The sequence below is a fragment of the Solwaraspora sp. WMMA2059 genome, from assembly GCF_027497315.1.
Classification (GTDB): Bacteria; Actinomycetota; Actinomycetes; order Mycobacteriales; family Micromonosporaceae; genus Micromonospora_E.
Genome location: NZ_CP114908.1, coordinates 2,342,976 through 2,363,707 on the forward strand (window position 1 = coordinate 2,342,976; position 20,732 = coordinate 2,363,707).

At 67.1% G+C, this 20,732-nt stretch carries 20 protein-coding genes; 13 read left to right on the plus strand and 7 right to left on the minus strand.

All coding sequences use genetic code 11. From position 1 onward, the window contains the following. The first annotated feature begins 27 nt into the window (after positions 1-27). The 5 genes from O7553_RS10800 to O7553_RS10820 all read left to right on the plus strand — a co-directional run bounded on the left by O7553_RS10800 (position 28) and on the right by O7553_RS10820 (position 2,723). Positions 28-969 carry a DUF5996 family protein gene (locus O7553_RS10800; RefSeq protein ID WP_281554663.1) on the plus strand — a complete coding sequence of 314 codons (942 nt, stop codon included), beginning with the start codon at positions 28-30 and terminating at the stop codon, positions 967-969. Between the two features lie 206 nt (positions 970-1,175). Next, positions 1,176-1,472, plus strand: coding sequence for a GNAT family N-acetyltransferase (locus O7553_RS10805; protein ID WP_281554664.1), 297 nt, complete (start codon positions 1,176-1,178; stop codon positions 1,470-1,472). A 32-nt stretch (positions 1,473-1,504) separates the two neighbouring features. After that, entirely contained in the window at positions 1,505-1,798 is a 294-nt protein-coding gene (locus tag O7553_RS10810; protein ID WP_281554665.1) for a (4Fe-4S)-binding protein, read from the plus strand. A gap of 221 nt (positions 1,799-2,019) precedes the next feature. Then, positions 2,020-2,331, plus strand: a complete 312-nt coding sequence (locus O7553_RS10815) for a hypothetical protein (RefSeq protein WP_281554666.1) — start codon at positions 2,020-2,022, stop codon at positions 2,329-2,331. Positions 2,332-2,333: 2 nt separating this feature from the next. After that, on the plus strand, positions 2,334-2,723 hold the full coding sequence (locus tag O7553_RS10820) for a nuclear transport factor 2 family protein (protein WP_281554667.1): 390 nt from the start codon (positions 2,334-2,336) through the stop codon (positions 2,721-2,723). Positions 2,724-2,999: 276 nt separating this feature from the next. Here the strand turns inward: O7553_RS10820 and O7553_RS10825 are convergent, their stop codons facing one another. Further along, a complete protein-coding gene (locus O7553_RS10825; protein WP_281554668.1) occupies positions 3,000-3,377 on the minus strand; it encodes an SRPBCC domain-containing protein in 378 nt (125 codons plus the stop codon). Positions 3,378-3,586: 209 nt separating this feature from the next. Here O7553_RS10825 and O7553_RS10830 point away from each other — a divergent pair, with 209 nt between their 5' ends. Both O7553_RS10830 and ltrA read left to right on the plus strand, forming a co-directional pair. Further along, positions 3,587-4,798, plus strand: coding sequence for an ISAs1 family transposase (locus tag O7553_RS10830; RefSeq protein ID WP_281554669.1), 1,212 nt, complete (start codon positions 3,587-3,589; stop codon positions 4,796-4,798). A 430-nt stretch (positions 4,799-5,228) separates the two neighbouring features. Then, positions 5,229-6,665 carry a group II intron reverse transcriptase/maturase gene (gene ltrA / locus O7553_RS10835; protein ID WP_281551635.1) on the plus strand — a complete coding sequence of 479 codons (1,437 nt, stop codon included), beginning with the start codon at positions 5,229-5,231 and terminating at the stop codon, positions 6,663-6,665. A gap of 382 nt (positions 6,666-7,047) precedes the next feature. On the opposite strand, the gene O7553_RS10840 is transcribed toward ltrA, so the two are convergent. Beyond that, a complete protein-coding gene (locus O7553_RS10840; protein WP_281554670.1) occupies positions 7,048-9,816 on the minus strand; it encodes a LuxR family transcriptional regulator in 2,769 nt (922 codons plus the stop codon). 31 nt (positions 9,817-9,847) lie between these two features. Continuing rightward, entirely contained in the window at positions 9,848-10,927 is a 1,080-nt protein-coding gene (locus tag O7553_RS10845; RefSeq protein ID WP_281554671.1) for a transposase, read from the minus strand. Between the two features lie 505 nt (positions 10,928-11,432). On the opposite strand from O7553_RS10845, the gene O7553_RS10850 reads away from it, so the two are divergent. From O7553_RS10850 to O7553_RS10860, 3 genes are all read left to right on the plus strand, one after another. Further along, positions 11,433-12,272, plus strand: coding sequence for an alpha/beta hydrolase (locus tag O7553_RS10850; RefSeq protein WP_281554672.1), 840 nt, complete (start codon positions 11,433-11,435; stop codon positions 12,270-12,272). Between the two features lie 101 nt (positions 12,273-12,373). Next, a complete protein-coding gene (locus O7553_RS10855) occupies positions 12,374-13,015 on the plus strand; it encodes a GPP34 family phosphoprotein (RefSeq protein ID WP_281555567.1) in 642 nt (213 codons plus the stop codon). Between the two features lie 26 nt (positions 13,016-13,041). Continuing rightward, positions 13,042-14,118: a PHB depolymerase family esterase gene (locus tag O7553_RS10860; RefSeq protein WP_281554673.1), complete on the plus strand. Its 1,077-nt coding sequence runs from the start codon at positions 13,042-13,044 to the stop codon at positions 14,116-14,118. Here O7553_RS10860 and O7553_RS10865 read toward each other — a convergent pair. After that, a complete protein-coding gene (locus tag O7553_RS10865) occupies positions 14,107-14,922 on the minus strand; it encodes a reverse transcriptase domain-containing protein (protein WP_348651203.1) in 816 nt (271 codons plus the stop codon). The genes O7553_RS10860 and O7553_RS10865 overlap by 12 nt on opposite strands. A gap of 71 nt (positions 14,923-14,993) precedes the next feature. Between O7553_RS10865 and O7553_RS10870 the strand changes: the two genes are divergently transcribed. Together O7553_RS10870 and O7553_RS10875 are read left to right on the plus strand one after the other, a co-directional pair. Continuing rightward, the gene (locus O7553_RS10870; protein WP_281554674.1) at positions 14,994-15,299 is read left to right on the plus strand and encodes a hypothetical protein; all 306 of its coding nucleotides are present in this window, start codon (positions 14,994-14,996) and stop codon (positions 15,297-15,299) included. 131 nt (positions 15,300-15,430) lie between these two features. Beyond that, positions 15,431-16,273, plus strand: coding sequence for a transposase family protein (locus tag O7553_RS10875; protein ID WP_281554675.1), 843 nt, complete (start codon positions 15,431-15,433; stop codon positions 16,271-16,273). Positions 16,274-16,458: 185 nt separating this feature from the next. On the opposite strand, the gene O7553_RS10880 is transcribed toward O7553_RS10875, so the two are convergent. Both O7553_RS10880 and O7553_RS10885 read right to left on the minus strand, forming a co-directional pair. Beyond that, positions 16,459-16,683 (minus strand): hypothetical protein, encoded by a 225-nt coding sequence (locus tag O7553_RS10880; protein WP_281554676.1) that lies wholly within the window; start codon positions 16,681-16,683, stop codon positions 16,459-16,461. Positions 16,684-17,399: 716 nt separating this feature from the next. Next, positions 17,400-18,413 carry a LacI family DNA-binding transcriptional regulator gene (locus tag O7553_RS10885; protein ID WP_281554677.1) on the minus strand — a complete coding sequence of 338 codons (1,014 nt, stop codon included), beginning with the start codon at positions 18,411-18,413 and terminating at the stop codon, positions 17,400-17,402. A 193-nt stretch (positions 18,414-18,606) separates the two neighbouring features. Here O7553_RS10885 and O7553_RS10890 point away from each other — a divergent pair, with 193 nt between their 5' ends. Beyond that, on the plus strand, positions 18,607-19,656 hold the full coding sequence (locus O7553_RS10890) for a glycoside hydrolase family 6 protein (RefSeq protein ID WP_281554678.1): 1,050 nt from the start codon (positions 18,607-18,609) through the stop codon (positions 19,654-19,656). A gap of 261 nt (positions 19,657-19,917) precedes the next feature. Here O7553_RS10890 and O7553_RS10895 read toward each other — a convergent pair whose 3' ends face one another. Further along, positions 19,918-20,691, minus strand: coding sequence for an alpha/beta fold hydrolase (locus O7553_RS10895; protein WP_281554679.1), 774 nt, complete (start codon positions 20,689-20,691; stop codon positions 19,918-19,920). Positions 20,692-20,732 lie beyond the last annotated feature (41 nt).

A 20,732-nucleotide genomic window follows, 5' to 3' on the forward strand; every position in this document is an offset into this window, starting at 1 on the left:
GTGACAGCGCCAAGGATGTGAGTAGCGATGACCATTTCGGCAACGACGAGCTGGCCGAGCCTGCGGGTCTCGGACTGGACCGACACGCGTGACACCCTGCACATGTGGACCCAGATCGTGGGCAAGATCCGCATGGCGCACGCTCCGTTGGTCAATCACTGGTGGCAGGTGACCCTGTACGTGAGCCCACGCGGGTTGACGACGTCCGCCATCCCGTACGGCACGGGAGCCTTTGAGATCGAGTTCGACTTCATCGGCCATCGGCTCGACGTGCGCACCAGCGACGGCGGCGTGCGGAGTCTTCCGCTCCGGCCGATGCCGGTCGCCGAGTTCTACTCGCGGGTCATGGCCATGCTCGACGAACTCGGGATCGAGGCGCCGATCCGGCCGCATCCCAACGAGGTCGACCCGGCGATCCCGTTCGCCGAGGACCACCACCACGCCTCCTACGACGGTGAGGCCGCCGCCCTGTTCTGGCGGCAGCTGTTGCAGGCGAACCGGGTGATCGGCGAGTTCCGGTCGCATTTCGTGGGCAAGGTCAGCCCGGTGCACTTCTTCTGGGGCGGGATGGACCTCGCCTGCACCCGCTTCTCCGGCCGGTCGGCCCCGCCGCACCCCGGCGGAGTGCCGAACTGCGGAGACTGGGTCATGGTCGAGGGCTACTCCCGCGAGCTGTCCAGCTGCGGGTTCTGGCCCGGCGGCGGTGAGGAAGGCGCCTTCTACTCGTACGCCTATCCCGCACCCGACGGGTTCGCCGAGCAGCCGATCGGACCCGACGGCGCGTACTTCAGCGCTGAGTTCCAGCAGTTCCTGCTGCCGTACGAGGCTGCCCGCGCCGCACCGAATCCGGACCGCGCGGTCGCTGAGTTCCTCCGCAGCACCTACGTGGCCGCCGCAGACCTCGGGGGCTGGGACCGCTCCGCCCTGGAGGACGACCCGTTTCGTTGGCACCGAACCTCTGCTCGGTGAAGACCACCAAGGTGATCGCACGACCGCCGCGTTACCCCTGCGAACACGACTGGCGGCAACCGGTGGTACGGCCGGCGGTCGAGCCGTATGACGCCTCTGGGAGACAGATGCTCGCCGGAGACGGCGGAAGCGACCTCTGACCTGGCCGCCGCGCCGGTCCGCCCGTATCAGAGATGAGAGCTGATGGAGGACACATGGTAGTTAATGTGAAGGATGTCCCCGAAGCCAAGCAGTACGAGGCTCGGGTCGAGGGAGAGTCCAAGGTTGCGGGTATCGCGCAGTACATCCGGACCAAGGAACTCATCGCGTTCGTGCACACCGAGGTCCCGCCGGAGTACGAGGGCAGGGGAGTGGGGACGGCCCTTGCCCGCGCCGGCCTCGACGAGGCCCGCGCCGCAGGCCTGCTGGTCCTGGCCACCTGCCCGTTCTTCGCGGGGTGGATCGCGCGGCACCCCGAGTACCAGGACCTGGTGTACCAGTCCCGCAGCAGAGTCACCGACTGAACAGCAGGGCGCGGCAACGATGGAGAGGCGACATGAGCAGCGGAACCGCGAAGAAGGCGTACGAGGGTCAGTCGATCACCGTGACCTTTGAGGCCAGGCGTTGCCTGCACGCTGCCGAGTGGGTTCGCGGCTTGCCGGAGGTCTTTGATCCGGGTCAGCGCCCGTGGAGCCGGCCCGACGGTGCCGAGGCCGAGCGCTTGGCCGAAGGGCTCCGACGCTGTCCCTCCGGAGCGTTGCGGTACGAACTCGTATCCGGCGGGGCGGAGGCCCCTGATCGGCCCACGTGGGTCACGCGACTCCACCGGACAGTTGATCGTGCGCGGTGAGTTGAGTGTGGCCACATCGCGAGGTGCGAGCGCTGAGATCAGGGCCGTCCTATGTGGCTGCGGGCAGAGCCGCCTGCAGCCGTACTGCGATCACACCGGGCCTTGCGGTCAGACCCCGCTTGGATGACCCGACACCCGGTCGGTCGATTCCCAGCATGAGCCAAGGAGCGAGCAGGTGGTCTGCAGAGTGCACACCGACCGGCTGAAGATGAAAGGATGTTATGACTGAGCAGGTTATCGGCAGAAGCTACCGGTTCAACCTGGGTGAACTGACGGTCCGGTTCACCTTTGATTCGCAGACACAGGGAAGCTTCGTCGTCGAGAGCGGTGGCGGGCTTGCGCCCGATGGTCACGCGGAGACCGTGAAGCTCGACCTGCGGGAGATTCGCGACGGCGTCTACTTGAATTCGTGGACGGAGGCCAGCGGCGCCACCGTCACCCACGTCGAGGGCTTCGCCAACGCGACGCTGTATTCCAATGTGACTGTCGGCGGCACTCTCTACAACTTCGTCGGGACTATCGAGGAGGCATGACCATGGCCGCGAACACAGCGACTGGCCAGGCTCAACGCAACACCGAAATCGTACTGACCGCCATGCGGGAACTCTTCGTTGAGAAGGACATCACGGCGCTCGACCGGTACTGGTCTGAGCCCTACGTCCAGCACAGTCCTCAGTTGGCCAATGGTCTGGGCACGCTACGCGCTGTGGTGCCGGGCCTGGAGGGCTTCTCATGGGAGCCGAAGCGGATCGCCGCGCAGGGTGACCTCGTGTTCACCCACAGCGTCGTCCATGGGTGGGCGCCGAATCCGGTCGTCATCGTTGACATCTTCCGGCTCGATAACGGACGTATCGTCGAACATTGGGATGTCATTCAGGACCTCACCTCCCCTGAGGCGACCGTCAGCGGTAACCCGATGATCTGACACTCTGTAGGCGGGAGTGGGCGGCATATCGGCTCAGGGAAAACCTAACCACCCCCGGCTGCTGCAACAGGCCTGAGCGCCTCGCGTGGCGTTCCTGGTACAAACGAGCTCACCGCCTGACCGTGGCCTCGGATCGTCCTGATTCGATGGACTACCTGTCAGTCAGGGAGCAGCTGAACCGGGCGGGGCTCATTTCACATACCGACCCGGCGGGCTCGTCGCGGTCGGCGAGCCACTGCCGGGAGTCACCCAGACGCCGGGCTGCGCACACGGCCGTCATGCCTCTGCCCGCGCGGCGAGAGCCGTGTTCATCGTAGCGAAGCCTGACTCGGCCGAGCGCAACAAGCCGGGCAGCATCATCACGAACAATCCAGAGAAGCGTTCGGACTGGGTGAACCGGGTCGATTTGGGAGTGAGCGGTTCGATGTCGAAGGAGTGCGCGCCGTCGAAGATCCCCGGGATGAGCACACGGCCGAGCCACGCGAGCTGCCGCTCGGGCTCGGCGGTGGTGACGGTGGGAGTGAAGCGGCGCGGCTTAGCCCCGGGAAGAGCGATAGTGACCGCCACATGAGAGCCACGGGTCAGGCTGCCGTCAAGCTTCGTGATGAACGGGTTCCATTCCGGGTAACAGCGGTCTCGGTGAGAATCGTCCACACAGGATCCGCAGGCGCGGCGATGTCGATCGTATGGTTGATGGTAGGCATGGTCGTCCGCTCCTGGTTCAGGGCCGTTGCGTAGTCGGTTGAGGGCTGGCTGAGCTGGGAGTTTGGGAGGAATCCGGGGGTCTATGCAGGACGGGCACGGCCCGTTGGTGATCATGAAGTTGCGAAGCCGCATGATCCCGAGGAAGACCGCACCCGCCGATGCCATCATCACCCACCGAGATTCTGCTGCCGCACCGACCCACCGATACGCCTCTCCCGGTAGCGGTCACTGACAGCGAGCAGCTCAGTCTGTTCGTCGCGTTGAGGGCGGTTCCCGATCCGCGTGACCCGCGTGGCCGCCGCTACCCCCTGGTCAGCGTGCTCGCGGTCGCGGTGTGCGCGGTGCTGGCCGGGGCGTGCACGTTCGCCGCGATCGCCGACTGGGTACGCGACCTCGACCGCGCCGCGTGGGCGAGGCTCGGGTTCACCGACCGGGTCCCCGCCGCGACCACGGTGTGGCGACTGTTGATCCGCATCGACGCGCAAACGCTGTCGGCGGTACTGGCCCGCTGGCTGCGGGCACGCACCACACCGGACGGCGGGACCGGACGGCGGTGGCGCATCGTCATCGCCGTCGACGGCAAGGTCGTACGCGGTGCCCGGCTCCCCGACGGACGTCAGGTCCATCTGCTGTCGGCCTACGACACCAGCACCGGCATCGTGCTCGCCCAGGTCCAGATCGCCACGAAATCGAACGAGATCCCCGCGTTCACGCCCCTGCTACGCCTGGTCGCCGCCCAGCTGGGATCGCTGACCGACGTCCTGGTCGTCGCGGACGCCCTGCAAGCCCAGACCGGACACGCCGAGTACCTGGCCGCCGCCGGCGGACATCTGATGGTCACGGTAAAAGCCAACCAGCCGACCACATTCGCCCAGCTCAAGACGCTGCCCTGGGCGCAGGTCCCGGTCGGAGCGCGGACCCGCGAGACCGGACACGGCCGCACGGAGACCCGCACCGTCAAGGCCGTCACCGTGGCGACCCCCGGCGGGCTCGGCTTCCCCCACGCCCAGCAGGCCGTTCGGATCACCCGGACCCGCACGGTCAAGGGCAGGACCAGCCGCGAAACGGCGTATCTGACCGTGTCCCTTCCCGCCGGAGCAGCCCAACCCGCCGACCTCGGCGCCTGGGCGCGAGCGGAGTGGCATATCGAGAACCGCCTGCACTACGTCCGCGACGTGACGTTACGTGAGGATGCCCATCGAGCCCGGACCGGCAACGGTCCCGCCGTCTTCGCCACACTCCGTAACACCGCGGTTGGCTACCACCGTGCCAACGGCGAACCCAACATCGCCCGCGCCACCCGACGCGCGAACCGACGCTCCACAGACCTCATCGACGCCGTGACCAGCAGTAATCCGACTACGCAATAGCGTGTGCCACGAACGAGGAATGGTGATCGCGATGTAGGAGCGATGTCAGGAATCGATGCTGTGCAGGAGATGAAGGTTTGGCCCTTCGGAGTCGCCTTTCGGGAGGAGGCTTCAAACCACCACATGCTGCGTTGGCTGAAGACCGTCGTGGTGAGCGATGTGGAAAAGGCGCCGTGAGAGGTGTCAGGTAGGGACCGGGAAGATGAGTGAAACCGAACCGCTGTTGACGTGTCGTTACGTTTTAGGTGGCATCAGAACCGTGGTCCTTGCTGTTGGCTGCGGGATGAGTCTGGCGGGTGCCCGATGACTGGCCAGGCGGTGCTCGGCATGGAGGCGGCATGAGCCTGGTCTGCGGCTTCTGCATGGAACGTGGGAAGGCGTGTCTCGATACCGCCCCGGGTAGCCGGGCGAGAGGGAGTAGCCGAGCGGGATGTGCCCGCGAGGTGTGAGTACCGATGCGAGACGCGCTGGCGGACCGGCCCGTAGTAGTGACGAAGCCCTGGTAATCGGGGTGGAGCGAAGGGGCCGGGCCATCCGCAGTTGGTTCGTCTGGTCAACCAGAACGCATAACGGTCTGGGAGGAACTGTGAGGAGCGAGCTGACATTGTCAGAGAAACCGTTAGAGATTTCAAAGTGGGAAGTCTGGGAAGCGTACGAAAGAGTCAAGGCGAACAAGGGAGCACCCGGAGTCGACGACGTCAGCTTGGGGGAGTTCGAGAAGGATCTGAAAGGAAATCTGTACAAGATCTGGAATCGGATGTCCTCGGGCAGTTACTTCCCGCCTCCGGTGAAAGCGGTGCGGATACCGAAACCGCAGGGTGGGGTCAGAACACTCGGTGTGCCCACTGTGGGTGACCGGGTGGCGCAGACCGTGGTGGCCCGCAGGATCGAGGAGAAGGTCGAACCGATCTTCCACCCCGACTCCTACGGCTACCGGCCGCGACGGTCGGCGCTGGACGCGGTAGCGGCATGCCGGCAACGGTGCTGGCGCTACGACTGGGTCGTCGATCTGGACGTCCAGGCGTTCTTCGACAGCGTCGACCACGACCTCATGATCAAAGCGGTGGAGGCGAACACCGACCTGCCGTGGGTACTGCTGTACGTCAAACGGTGGCTCATCGCCCCGATGCAGCAGCCCGACGGTAGCCTGCAACCCCGAGACCGGGGAACCCCGCAAGGGTCCGCGGTCTCACCCGTGCTGGCGAACCTGTTCCTGCACTACGCGTTCGACACCTGGATGGCCCGGACGTTCCCGTCCGTGCCGTTCGAACGCTACGCCGACGACGCGGTGGTGCACTGCGCCAGCGAACGCCAGGCGTACCTGGTGCGCCAGGCGATCGAGGACAGGATGGTCGAGGTCGGGCTGCGCCTGCACCCGGACAAGACCAGGATCGTGTACTGCAAGGACACCAACCGGCGAGGCGCCCATCCGGACACCTCGTTCACGTTCCTCGGGTACACGTTCCGTCCTCGCGGGGCCAAAGATCGTCGAGGGGACGTGTTCACCGCGTTCCTCCCGGCGGTCAGCAAGGACGCTCTCAAAAGACTCAGCCGTACCGTCCGGCGATGGCAGATCCACCGCCGGTTGGACCTCAGCTGGGCCGAACTCGCCGAGATGATCAACCCCGTCGTACGCGGGTGGATGAGCTACTACGGGCGGTTCTACCGCTCCGAGCTCAACACTCTCCTGGCGCGCATCAACTCCTACCTGGTGCGTTGGATCCGCAAGAAGTACCGGCGGCTACGACCCCGACGCAAGGCCCGAGTCGTGTGGGAACGCATCATCGCGCAACACCCGCGCTACTTCGCGCACTGGGCCTGGGTCCGTAACCCTCTGATGATGGCCAGGGTGGTACGAGCGGAGTGACGGGAGACTGTCACGCTCCGTTCCGTGGGAGCCCGGAGGTGAGATCCCTCCGGGCGACCCGACCCTGGCTCCTGGTTCGGCCTGAGGGCGACTCGGCGGCCAAATCGGTTGTGCGGCATGGTGTCGCAGGTTTCCAGGTCATGTCGGGATGAGGTCTTGCGATCCGAACCGCCGTCGGTCATCGGCGTATCGCCAGCCTCGCATCCGTGGCGACGGTTCGCGTCGGTGGAAGGTGCGGAGGCCCCGATCGGTCGCACCGTGCTGGCGCGGCGTATTAGCCCGGCGGACGCTGTCAAAGCAGCCGAACGCAGCTGGTGGATCGAGCACCGACGCCTGGCTGCCCGGCCTTCCCAGGTCTTCTGGCCGTGGTGTGCGCGGCTGGTCAGCGCAGCGGTAGTTCCTTGAGCTGCCGGCGGGAGGTGATCCCGAGCTTACGGAAGATGCTGCGCAGGTGGGCTTCGATCGTGCGAGGGCTCAGGAACAACTGTGCGCCAATCTCCCGGGAGGTGGCCCCGGTGGCGACCAATCGGGCGATGTGCAGCTCGTGGGTGGTGAGGGCGTGGGCCGGCTGGGTGGTGCGTTTGCGCGGGTGCTCACCGGTGGCGCGTAGCTCGCGGGCCGCTCGCTCGGCGAACGCTTCCACACCCATCTCCGACAGCAGTTGGTGGGCGGTGCGGAGTCTCTTGCGCGCGTCCTGGCGGCGGCCTTCGCGGCGCAGCCACTCGCCGTAGACGAGGTGAGCACGAGCCGTGTCGCTGGCCATCCGGGACTTTTCGAGCCGTTCGATCGCCTCGCGGTAGTTCTTCTCGGCATCGGGCCCGGTGCTGGCCAGCGCTCGTGAGCGCGCGGCCAGGCCGAGCGCCCATGAGGTGCCGTACGCATCCGCGCGTGAACTGAGCTGCTCCAGTGCGAGCGCCGCTCGTTCCGGTTCGCCGGCACGGACAGAAGCCTCGATGAGCTCGGGTAGGCCCGCGCTGCTGATCGACTGTTCGTCGGACCTGCACGCCCTCGCCGCAGCTTCCTGCGCGACCGAATAGTTGCCTAAGCCGTTGTGGAGCACCGCCATCGCGTACCGGGCGAGGGAGACCTCCACGCCCTCGTCGGGGTAGGTGCCATCGCTGGCTATGATGGCGTTGAGCGCGGTGGTCTCGGCCTGGTCGCCACGCCAGGCGTTGAGAATGACGCGACCATGGCGCAACGGCACGCCCCCGGTCGCCTGTGTGATCACTGTGGCCTCGGCCGCCAGCTCGTCAGCGTGGGCGAGATCGCCCATCAGGACCAACGTGATGGACAGGAAGTTCAGTGCGGCGGGGAGCGTCGCCAGCGCGCCGGCCTCACGAGCGAGCTGGACGTTGCGGCTGGCCAGCACATAGAGCAGCTCGTCGTCGAGGACCGTCACGGCGTTGCGGCCGGCCAGCCACAGCCAACGGTCGCTCTGGCTGGACTGCACAGATTCCGCCTGCGGGCAGTCGCGGAACGCTGCCAGTGCGAGCTGCAGCCGGGGCGCTCCTGCCGGATGTCCCCTTGTCAGGGTCGTCGCGAGCCCGTCGAGGAGTAGGTCTACCGGTCGCGGCGGCACCTCGGGCGCCGGGGCGGCCAGGGCCGCTTCGGCGATGCGTACCGCGTCGCCCCCGCCATTGATGATCGCCGCGTCCAGCGCATGTAGGTAGGTCTCGCGGGACAACGCGGCGTCCAACGGGGCGAACGCCTTGGCAGCATCCATCAGCATGTCCGGCACCTCGGTGCCGCGGTTCAGGTGGAACACGATCTGGGCTCGCAGCAGGTCGAGATGCGCGCGTTGCAGGGGAGCCAGCGGCCCGAGTGGCGCCGTCGTGAGCAGTTCCAGCGCGCTTTCGGAGGCGCCGGCTTCGTGCTTGGCGCGGGCGGCTTCCAGCGCCCGCCGGGCTCGGGTGGCGTGATCGGGAGTGAGGGTTGCCGCGTGCTGCAGGAACGCGGCTGCGGCGGCCAGCCCACCGCGGGCCCGCGCCCGGTCGGCTGATTGCTCAAGTTCGGCAGCGGCGTCCTCGTCGGTGCCCAAGATCGATTGTGCGCGGTGCCAGGCGCGCCGGTCCGGGTCGGTCTGCGGGTCGGTGGCGGCGGCCAGAGCGCCGTGGGCGCGGCGGTGGTCGGGTGGCGTGGCGGCCCGGTAGACCGCCGAACGCGCCAACGGATGACAGAACCGCACCCGGATATCGATCTCGAGTAGCCCGACGGCTTCGGCTGCCTCGACCGCTTCGAGGGCGATGCCTAGCTCGGCGGCGGCGCGCCACAGCAGCGCCACGTCGCCGGTTGGCTCGGTGGCGGCGACCAGCAGTAGCAGCTGGGTGTCGGGGGGCAAGCTGCCGCTGCGGCGCCGGAATGCGTCCTCGACGCGGTGCGGAACGCTGAGGGTGTCGGGCAGCTCGAACCCGCCGGCCAGCTGTGTGGGACGGGTACTGCGGGGCAGCTCCAGCAGCGCCAGCGGGTTGCCGCGTGCCTCGGCGATGATCCGGTCGCGTACTCCAGCGTCGAGCGGTGCGTGGACGGCGGAGGCCAGCAGCGCTCCGGCGTCGGTGTCGTTGAGGCCGTCCAGCCGTAGCTCCGGCAGCTCGGCGAACGTGGTGACAGCGCTGTCGCCGACATCGCGCAGCGCGAAGAGTAAGGCGATTCGTTCGGCGGCGACTCGGCGTGCCACGAACGCCAGGATCTGCGCGGAGGCCTCGTCCAGCCATTGAGCGTCGTCGACGAGGCACAGCAGCGGCTGTTCCTCGGCGATCTCGGCCAGCAGGTTGAGGGTGGCCAGCCCGACCAGGAATCGGTCCGGTGCCGCTCCGGCGCGTAAGCCGAACGCTACGCCGAGGGCAGCCTGCTGCGGCTCGGGCAGCGCATCCGCGTGGTCCAGCAGCGGCGCGCACAGCTGGTGCAGACCGGCGAACGCGAACTGGTTCTCGGACTCCGCTCCGACCGAGTGTTCGACCCGGAACCCCGACGGAGATGCGGTATCGCGGGCGTGCTCCAGGATCGCGGTCTTTCCGATGCCCGCTTCCCCGCGCACCACGAGCGCCCCGCTGCGTCCGGCCTGTGCCTGGGCGAGTAGGTGTTCGACGGCGACGCGGTCTGCGCGCCGGCCCAGAAGGTTCGCCAGTTCGTTCTCACCTGAGTCCGTCGGCACCCGTACAACCAACTTAGAACGTAGGCGATTATCACCGATGCGTACCGCAGCCGCCAGTGTGGGGTCTCAACCGTGGCCGGCACGTCCGCCGACGCCGTTGTTGGTCCCGGTACGCCGCGGGCAGCGACCATCGACCTCGCGCACGGTGACGACCGGCGAAGGCATCAGGGGCTACTACGGCAGCCCGCCAGTTGCTAGTTGACCAGGGCGTATTCGCGGTTGAGGCGGGCGAGTTGGTGGTGCCAGCAGGTGCGGGTCTGGTGGCGTCGTCGCCAGGTGAACCAGTCGATGGCGTGGTCGGGTGGTTGTGGGTGGTGGAGGGTGCGGGCCTGGCACTGGTCCAGGCCGAGGTGGTCCTTGCCCAACTCGAAGCATTTCTCGACCGGCCACCGCAGGCCGGCGGCGCGGACCAGCCGCGACACGACCGCCGGCTGCTCTCGGGCACGTGGCAGTAGTGCATCGCCAGTTCCCCGGTGGCCAGGTGACGGCGCACGAGGAGGTGGTGCCGGGGTGAGGCGGTGGCGATCCACGCCCACGCGTACCAGCGATGTCCCTTCGACCCGGCGTCGGCCGAGCGGACATGCCAGCCGCGGCCGGACCCCGCCGCCAGTTCCGTGACGGCTTGCGCGCTGGTCAGCCGGTCACCGGACGGCATCTGGATCATGAAGGTCGAGGCGACCCGCAGCACGTACGCCTGTCCACGGGATTCGAGGAACCCCCGCGGCTCGGTGCAGTTGCCGTACACCTCGTCACCGCAGATCACGTCGAAGGTCAGCTCGTCGGCGTACGCGTGGGTGCACAGGTCGATCGCGAGTTGGCCCTTCGTGCGGAACTCCAGCCCTGGGGTCAGCCCCGTCCGCGCGGCGGTGGCCGGGTCGGTGATCTGCTCGGTGGGGATCCACTGCCGCGCGGCGATCAGGGCGTGGCCGGTCCGTTCCCGCACATAGGCCAGGTGCACTGTGTTGATGCCGTTGAAGACCCGACCGGCGCAGCCCATGTACTGCCGTTCACCCCGACCGTCGCCACGCCTTATGCCGAGTCGACGGTAATGCTGTGGTCGGTGCGGGATGGTCCACCTGCGGCGGCCGTTGCCGGTCGGGTCCAGGCTCATCAACGCCATGTACACGCACTTGAGTGCGGCCTGCTCGGACGGTGACAGCTAAGGGGCTTGTACCGACGCGAAGGCGTCGACGGTAGCGGGAGCCTGGTGTCAAGACGAAAGGAATCGCGATGTCAGCCAGACCCGTCATCGAAATCGACGAGCTGAGCATCAGGTACGGCGAATTCCACGCCGTCAGAAAACTCGCGTTCCAGATCGAGCGGGGAGTTCTACGCCCTCCTCCGTACCAACAGGGCGGGCAAGACCTCGATGCTCGAGGTCATCGAGGGCCAGCGGACGTCGTCAGCGGGCACGGCCGAGCACCCGCCTGGAACAGCGGAGTTTCACTCGCCGACTCCGTGCTCCTACTGGCTCCGACCTCGGCCTGGGCGGCGGTGGCGATCGTGTTGGCCGCGCGGATGGTCCGCTGGGAGCCCCGTGGACAAGCGCCGCACCACAACAACACCTCCAGCGCGGACGCCACCACGAAGTATCCGACGACAGAAGGGAAACGACGATGGGTCTCATCACCGTCGGGAAAGAGAACAGCACCCCGATCGAGCTGTACTACGAGGATCAGGGCGCAGGCCAGCCGGTTGTCCTCATCCACGGATATCCGCTCAACGGCCACAGTTGGGAGCTTCAGACGCGCGAGCTGCTTGCTGCCGGGTACCGGGTGATCACCTACGACCGACGCGGCTTCGGGAGCTCCTCGAAGGTTGGTTCCGGCTACGACTACGACACGTTCGCCGCTGACCTAAACACCGTGTTGGAGACGCTGGACCTGCGCGACGTCGTCCTGGTCGGCTTCTCGATGGGCACCGGTGAGCTGGCCCGCTACGTCTCGCGGTACGGCCACCAGCGGGTGACGAAGCTGGCGTTCCTCGCCTCGCTCGAACCGTTCCTGGTCGCCCGTGACGACAACCCAGAGGGCTTGCCGCAGAAGGTGTTTGACGGGATCGAGGCTGCGGCGAAAGGTGACCGATACGCCTGGTACATGCAGTTCTTCTCGGACTTCTACAACCTCGACGAGAACCTCGGCAGCCGGATCAGCCAGGAGACCGTCACCGGTAGTTGGAACGTAGCCGTCTCCAGCGCGCCGGTGGCGGCTTACGCCGTCGTGTCCTCCTGGATCGAGGACTTCCGCGAAGACGTCGAGGCGGTTCGTGCCAGTGGCAAACCGGCCCTGATCCTGCACGGCACCGCCGACAACATCCTCCCCATCGACGCCACCGCCCGGCGGTTCCGCCGGGCACTTCCCGACGCCGAGTACGTCGAGATCGAAGGCGCCCCACACGGGCTGCTCTGGACCCACGCCGAGGAGGTAAACGCCGTCCTGCGCACCTTTCTCGGCTGAGCGCACGGGCGAGTGACAACGCGCAAAGAGGACAGGGAAGGAACACCTATGGGCGAAAGCCGATGTCGGCACGTAACGACCTACTCATCGTCGACGACCTTATGCTGCTCCTAATGGACGACGACGGCGCGTCGATCCAGTCGGCGGGCACCCTGTACTACACGCTTGGGGGCGCGGTGCTCACCGAGCTCGCGCTGCTCAATCGGATTCAGACTGACGACTCCGGGGGGTTGAACGGCCCGCGGGTCACCCCGGCTGGTGAGGGTCCGCTGCCCGACCCGCTGCTGCAGTCGGCCTACGACACCATCGCCGAGAAGACGCAGCGGGTGCAGCCGTTGCTCGTCACGCTCGGCGCCGACCTGTGGCAGGTGGTGGTCGACCGGCTCGTGGCCCGCGGCCTCCTGCGGCGTGAGGAGACGCGGGTGCTGCGCGTGTTCCGCTCCACCAGGTGGCCCGCGGCCGACGGGGAGCACGAGGCGCGGCTGCGAGCGCGGATCCGTCGGATCCTGGAGGCCGGCGAAGCTCCCGATCCCCGCACCGCTGCGATCATCGGGCTGCTCTTCGCCAGCGGCGCCATGCCCTCGCTGCGGCCCCCGTTGCCCTGGACGTCGACGACGGTGACCCGGGCCAGCGAGATCGCCTGCGGCCATTGGGGACCCGAGGCGGTCGCCATCGCGGTGACGCGCACCGCGGCGGCGATCGTCGCAGCCAGTGCTGCCGGCATGGCCACTACCAACAGGTGAGCACCGGTTGGCGAAAGGAGCACGAAATGCCCGCACTGGACCAGGCGCTCGAGTCCGATCAGCTGCGGTCCGACCGGCTTCGGCGGCGGCGATGGCCCTGGATCGCCTCCTGCGTCGCGCTGGTGCTCGCGGTCGGTGTCGGTGTCGGTGTCGCGGTCTTCCAGTTCGGCCTGCCATGGTGGATGGGGGAGGGAGATCGCAATCACAAGTACGAAAGCGACGTCGGCTCCCAGCGTTACCAGGTCCACCTACCGCCACAGTACGACGGCACCACCCGGTTGCCGGTGATCATGGCGATTCACGGGTGCGGGATGTCCGGGTACGGGTGGAACTCGATGAAGTTCACGACGCAGTTTAACAATTTGGCCGACCGCGAGGGCTTCATCGTGGTCTATCCCACGCAACGCCTGTTCCGGAACGCGGTCAACTGCTGGAACTCGGCTGATCCGCGGGAGCAGCACCGCTACGACGGAGAACCCGCGCTGCTCGCAGGCGTGGCTCGGCAGGTGGTCGAAGAGTACAACGCGGATCCGGACCACGTGCACGTCGCCGGCGCGTCCTCCGGGGCGGGGACCGCCGTCATCCTCGCGGCGACCTACCCCGACGTCTTCGCGACCGCGACGTCGGTCGCCGGTGGCGAGTATGGGCTGAACCAGGTGGACCCGGACGACCCCGGTGCCACACCGCCGGACTACACCGCACGTCAGGCGTGGTCCCAGATGGGCGACCGGGCGCGGCAGGTGCCGCTGCTCGTCATCCAGGGCGAGGAGGATGACGTCGTCCCACCAATCGTCGCAACTCGCCTCGTCGAGCACTGGATCGCGGTAAGTGACCTCATTGACGACGGTCTGCTAAACGAGAGTTTGGACCTTGTCGAAGAGACGGCGACGGTGCCTGCGGAACCGGGCAGGCATGCGTACACGCGCACCACCATCAGCACGCCCGACGGCACGTCTGTCGTCGAGTCGTACCTCGTCCGCAGTATGGGGCACGTCTGGCCAGGCCCTGCCGGTGACGGCCTCTTCACCGATGGCGCCGGCCCGGACGCCAGCGCCATCGTCTGGGACTTCGTCCGACGCCACCCGAGAGGATCACCGGCGTAAGTCCCAGGACCTGCCAACCGCCGTCGCGTCGGCGGGACCGCTGGGGATCCGGGCGAAGTGCTCGTCCAGGACCGACAAGGCCACGTTGCTCAGCAGCGGCGAAAGGATCGATCCCCGCGGGGTGCCGGTGTCGGTGGCTCGCGGCTGGCCGTCCTCACCGAGGATGCCAGCTTTGAGCAACGCCTTGACCAGGGCCAGGACGCGTCTGTCCGCGATCCGATCGCGCACCCGGTCCATCAGGGCCGTGTGGTCGATCTCGTCGAAGCACGCCGTGATGTCGCCTTCCACGATCCATTCGTAGCTCTTGGACGTGAGTAGACGGGTCTTGGCGATCGCGTCATGAGCCCGGCGCATCGGGCGGAACCCGTAGGAGCGCCGGTGGAATGGAGTCGGACCGGGGCGCGGTGCCGCCTTCTCAGACGGTCCGTTTCCCCAACCCGCTCCCCGAACCCAGCGTGCCGGTCGTCCCGGCACCGGGCTCTCCACAGGTGTACGGATGGGCGAGTTACGCCGATGCAGTTGCCGCATCCCACGGCGTGGGGATGTTCGACCCGCGATAGCGATATCGGGTGACCTGGACCTTGCGTTTCGTGGCCTCGAAGTTAGCCTCCGACAGAAGGTGTAGGCGCAGGCGGGCTTGCCTTCACGCGGCCGACGCTGGATGCGGAGGCCGAGAAAGTCGAAACCGCTGTCCACGTGGGTGATGTGCGTCTTCGCCTCCGACAGCCGCAGTCCCTGACCATCCAGGATCTTCGCGGTGTCGGCTTTGAGGGCCTCCGTCTGCTCTCGGGTTGCATGCACCATGACCACGAAGTCATCCGAGTACCAAATGAGTCGATAGGTGGCGATCCCCTTCGAGTGCAGGTAGGAGCGCTGTGCGGTATTTCGACGTTGCCGCCCAGGCTGCCTGGATCGGCTCGTCCAGAGCGGACAACGCCAAGGTTGGCGAACAGCGGGCTGTTTGCACCACCCTGCGGCGTGCCGGACACCCGTCGTTCGAGTCGTCCCAGATCGGTAAGCAAACCAGCCTTGAGAAACACCTTGCACAGATTGATCACCTTGCGATCGGCGACGCGTCGACGGATGCGTTCGATCACGGCGCTGTGCCGAATTTCGTCGAAGCAGCCTTCGATGTCGCCCTCGACCAACCACGAGTAGCCGTTGTTGATGTAGTGAGCTGATCTCAGCAACGCAAAAGGTTTGATTGGTGCGACACGGACGAAGCCGGTGAAGCCGGACAGTGCTGGAGAAGGGCGTGGGGCCCTCGGTAGGTAGTTCTCACCACAAGATCACCCACCGGTGAGGACCCCACGTGATCGCATATCGTGCCCTGGTCGACGTCCCCAGGGAACTCGTGCAGTACGTCAGCCGGCTGCTCGCCGCCGAACGCCGGACGCGCGGAACCCGTACCGGCGCCCGTGCCCTGACCTGCTTCCGCCAGGCGCTGATGGTGCTCGTCTGGTTCCGCAAGGGCGAGGACGTCGCGCTGCTCGGCGCCGGCTTCGGCATCTCACGGGCGACCGCCTACCGGTACCTCGCCGAGGGCATCACGGTCCTCACCACACAGGCCGAGGATCTCCACACCGCCCTGCGCCGGGTCGCCGACGACGGCTGGTCCCACGTCATCCTCGACGGCAAACTGTTCGACTGCGACCGGCTCACCGAGACCACCCTGTCCGTCAAAGGCGAAACGATCGACGCCTGGTACTCCGGAAAGCACCGCGACTTCGGCGCGAACATCCAGGCGGTCGCCCGCCCGGACGGACTGTTGATCTGGACCTCACCGGCGATGCCCGGACACCTGCACGACCTGACCTGCGCCCAGACCCTCGGTGTCACCGCAGCCCTGAACTGGGCCGCCACCGAACTGGACCTGCCCACCCTGGCCGACTCCGGCTACGAAGGCGCAGGCCAGGGCATCAAGACCCCGGTCAAGCAAAACACCGACGGCAGCCAGCTCGCCCCCGACAACCGCTTCTACAACCGGCTGCTACGCAGCCTGCGCTGGCAGGGCGAACGCGGCTTCGCCATCCTGATCGGACGCTGGAGGACGCTCCGTCACACCACCGCCAGCCCACGCAGAATCGGCGACATCGTCACCGCAGCACTACACCTGACCCACTTCGAATACAAATACCTACCGCAAAGTCGTTGAGATCAGCTCAGTGCACTATCTCGGCTACCGCGTCCTGGTCGGTAGGCGTAACTGGACCGGTACTGATCCGGCTCGAAAATCGGTTCCAGCACCAGCTTGAGCGCCATCTGCACCACCTGGTCGGGCTCCCTGTTTGAGCTGGTCGCGAAGTTGCCGGAGGAACGGCTCCTCACCGACCTGCTGCTCTACATGCGAGCAGCTGACCCCATCGACCCGGCGCTGGGGGCTCCCCGATTCGTTCGTACTCGCAGCCATGCCAGCCGCAGGGTGGCGAGGTCGGCGACGAGGTTGAACAGATCGTGGAACTGCCTGCTCGGATCGGTTGTTGTCCATTTGTGCAGCTTGGTCTGGACATGAAGTACCCGGGCCTCCGATTCACGGAAGGTCAGCCACGGCGCGACGGTATTCACCGTCGACCTACTCCCGAACAGTCCTCGCCACAAACCTGCTGCTCTCCTTCGCCATGTACGCGGCTCTCCCGTGCTCGGACTACTACAAGAGCTCTGCCGCGTCTGGGCGCCGTCAGCTGACGGCGCGCCTGCCCGCCGCCCGGCAGGATGCCGGGAGGGTGGGCAGCGCCCAGACGCTTCCCACGTTCACCGGCCACCGTTGGGTGGGTCGGGATCGAGCTTCTCCCCGGTAACATCACCACGAGTACGCCGCAGGCCTTCCCTCGTGGTCTCCCTTACCGCGCGGACTGGACGGCCAGGAAGCGGGCGGGCCACCGACTGGAGCCCGCCCAGCACTGCATCGACCCACATCCGCCAGGTTTCGGGTCGTTTTGGAATCACGGGGGATCAGACACTCGTCCGCGATCGCTATCCCTTTCCGCCTCGCTAGGCGGCGTAGCTTGCCGTTCGTCTTGGGGATCATGCGCTCGCGCACCGGGATCGGACGGAAACTGCGGTCCTTGACCTGCGACCGTAGTTCGTCGAGGAAGTCCTCGACGCCTCGCACGTTCTCGATGTAGGAGACGGTGCGTCCGTCCACGCCGGGCGTGCGCGCACCCTTGTTGTCCCGCACCTGCATCCATGGTTGCGTCAACCCTGCCCCCCCGCCCGTGAACTGTGTTAGCCCGTTGCCTGCGGAGTCCCTGCCGCCCCAACCGGCTGGCCTGATTCGCTGATCATGCCGAGTCGCGTAGCACCAACTTCGTGGGCAGGATGATGGACAGGGGTTCGTGCCCCGCGATGAGCTCGACGAGCATCCGGGTCATTTCTTTGCCCAGAGCTTGGACCGACTGGTGAACGGTGGTCAACGGCGGATCGGTTCGTTCGGCTATTCCGAGGTTGTCGAAGCCCACCACTGCCACGTCGCCTGGAACCGACCGGCCAGCGTCGATGAGGACACGTAGAGCGCCTGCTGCGGCGTTGTCGCTGGCGGCGAAGACGGCGTCGAGGTCGGGGTGGCTGTCGAGCAGTGATCTCATCGCTGCGGCACCGCCGGTCTCGGTGAAGTCACCTTCCGCCGCCGCGTACGGGGTCAGCCCAGCCATGATCATTGCCTCCTCGTAGCCGCGGTGGCGAGCGAGGCCGACATCGGTGGACCTGGGGCCGGTTATGGTGACGATCCGGGTGCGGCCGAGGCCGATGAGATGTTCGGTGGCCAGTCGGGCGCCGCCGAGGTTGTCGGAGTCGACGTACCACTGTGGTTCGAAGTTTAACGGCCGGCCGCCGTACACCGCGGGCAGGCCGGCCCGCCGCACGATGTGCGTCAGCGGATCGTCGCCGTGCAGCGCCATCAGCATGATGCCGTCGACGCCGCGCGTGTGCAGCAGGTTGGTCAACCGGGACCGGCCCCGCCCGGAGCTGGCAAGGCACAGCAGCAGGTGAAGGTCGGTCTCCTCGAGCGCTGCGGACACGCCGACGATGATTTGGGCAAAGAACGGGTCGGCGAACAGTTCGGGATCGTCATGGGAGACCGCCAGCGCGACGATCCCCGTCCGTTGGGTGGCCAGGGCACGGGCGGTGCGGTTGGGGAGATAGCCCATCTCCTTGATGGCGCGCTCCACGGCGTCGCGGGTGGCGCGGCTGACGTATGGCGCCTTGTTGATGACGCGGGATGCGGCGGACCGTGACACGCCGGCGCGCTCAGCCACCTCGTCGAGGGTCGGTTGCCGCCTGGGTCGCTGTGCTGCCATCACGATGCCGAGTCCTTCCCGTCCGACGTCGGGGCAGCAGCTACCCGGCCGGTGCCGTCGATGCCGACCGATCGTATCGGCCGGCATCGACGGCGTCGAGATGGCTTGCTGTCTTCGACAGTCTGGAAGCGGTTCCAGAAACTCCCTGGGAAGTGATCTCGTCACGATGGCAGCCTCCCTTGACATCTGCCAGATGTTCTCCGACCATCGACCACAATACATGGATGAACATCGCTGGAAGCGCTTCCAGTTCTACCCGCGAGGAGACCAGTTCATGACACGACGTACCCGCCCTTGGGGGCTTGCCGTCGCCCTGGCGTTGGCGGTTCCCGCGATCCTGCTCGGGGCACCAGCTGCGCATGCGGATCCGATCAGCCAGACCAGCGGCTTCTACGTCGACCCCAACTCGAGCCCGGCGAGGTGGGCGGCCTCCAACCCGGGCGACGGACGCGCCGCCGCCATCCGTACCGAGATCGCGCAGAAGTCGATGGCCAGATGGTTCGGCAACTGGAGTGGCGACATCTGGAGCGCGGTCGGGGGCTACGTGGGAGCCGCGGACGCTGTCGACAAGCTTCCGCTGCTGGTGGCCTATAACCTTCCCGGCCGGGACGCATGTGGCGTCCACTCCGGTGGCGGCGCCGGCAGCGTCGCCACCTACGACTCATGGATCGCCTCATTTGCCTCCGCCATCGGCGGCCGTCCTGCCGTCGTGGTCCTCGAACCGGACTCCCTGGGCGACTTCAGCTGCATGAGCCAGGCCCAGATCAACGACCGGGTGGGTATGCTCTCGCGCGCCGTCGGCCAATTCCGTTCCAGGGCGTACAACACCTGGGTCTACATCGACGCCGGCAATCCTGGCTGGGTCGACGCCCAGACGATGGCGCAGCGGCTCAACATGGCCGGTGTGGCCAACGCGCGCGGCTTCGCGCTGAACGTATCGAACTACTTCACCACCGGTGAGAACACCAACTACGGCAATCAGGTCGCCTCCGCCCTGCAGAGGTTCGGATACCGCAAGCCGTTCGTGATCGACACCAGTCGCAACGGCAACGGCTCCAACGGTCAATGGTGCAACCCCGGTGGTCGCCGGATCGGCACACCTACCCGCATGGGCGGCGGCGCGGAGATGCTGCTGTGGCTCAAGACACCGGGTGAATCCGACGGCAACTGCGGAGTCGGCGGCGGGTCCAGCGCCGGGCAGTTCCTGCCCGAGGTGGCCTACAAGATGATCTTCGGTTACTAGCGTAGACAAGGCGAGCATCGGCGTCGCACGCGCCCGATGCCAGCCAGCCCTGCCAAGCCAACGGTGCGCCTCTCTGTGTCACGGCATCGCGTGGCCAGAGAGGACGCCGGTGACTGGCGAGCAACAACGAGGTCACGGATCGCCTCGGGTAGATCCTTGCAGGGCCCTGTGCCTGCTGGGATATCCCGTCCGGCTCCCGCCGGACGCGAACAGCGGGTTGTAGCCGCCTCATGAGCGGTACAGCGGGCGGCCGCTCTCCGGTCACCGGTCGGGCGTACCGCTGCGCGCCGACAGCGACCGGGTGACGATGTCGAGGACGGCTGGGCGGTGCTCGTTGAGGAAGAAGTGCCCGCCGGACATCGTGTGGACGGTGACGCCCGCGGTGGTGTGCCCTCGCCACGCGTCGGCCTCGTCCGGGGTGGTCGTCGGGTCGGCGGTGCCGGTCAGGACCGTCACCGGGGCGGAGATCACGACGTCCGGGGCGCACCGGTAGGTCTCGATCGCACGGTAGTCGTTGCGGATCGCCGGCAGCAGCAGCGACCGCATCTCCGGATCGGCGAAGACCCGGCTGTCGGAATCGTCGAGGGCCGTCAGTTCGGCGACGAGGCCGTCGTCGTTGAGGGTGTGCACGTGTTCGTCGCGATGCCGGGACGGAGCGCGGCGGCCGGAGACGAAGAGCCGGCGAGGAGTGAGCCCCAGCCGGTCCTCCAGTCGTCTTACCACCTCGAAGGCGACCGTCGCGCCCATGCTGTGTCCGAAGAGGGAGACGTCGTCGCCGAGGTCGGGCAGTGCGGCGAGCGCCTGGAAGACTCCGTCCGCGAGGTCGGCGACGGAACCGGCGAAGGGCTCGTCGTGTCGCTCCATGCGGCCGGGATACTGCACGGCGAGGACCGCGACGGCGGGGGCCAGGACGGCCGAGTGCCGGAAGTAGAAGCTGGCGCTGCCGCCGGCATGCGGGAGGCAGACCAGGCGCGGCGCGTCCGCCGCCGCCGAGTGGTACCGGCGGATCCAGGCACTTGCGGTGATCGATGTCATGGTGTCAGGATGCCGTCCGGGCTTCGCAGGCGCCAGCGCCG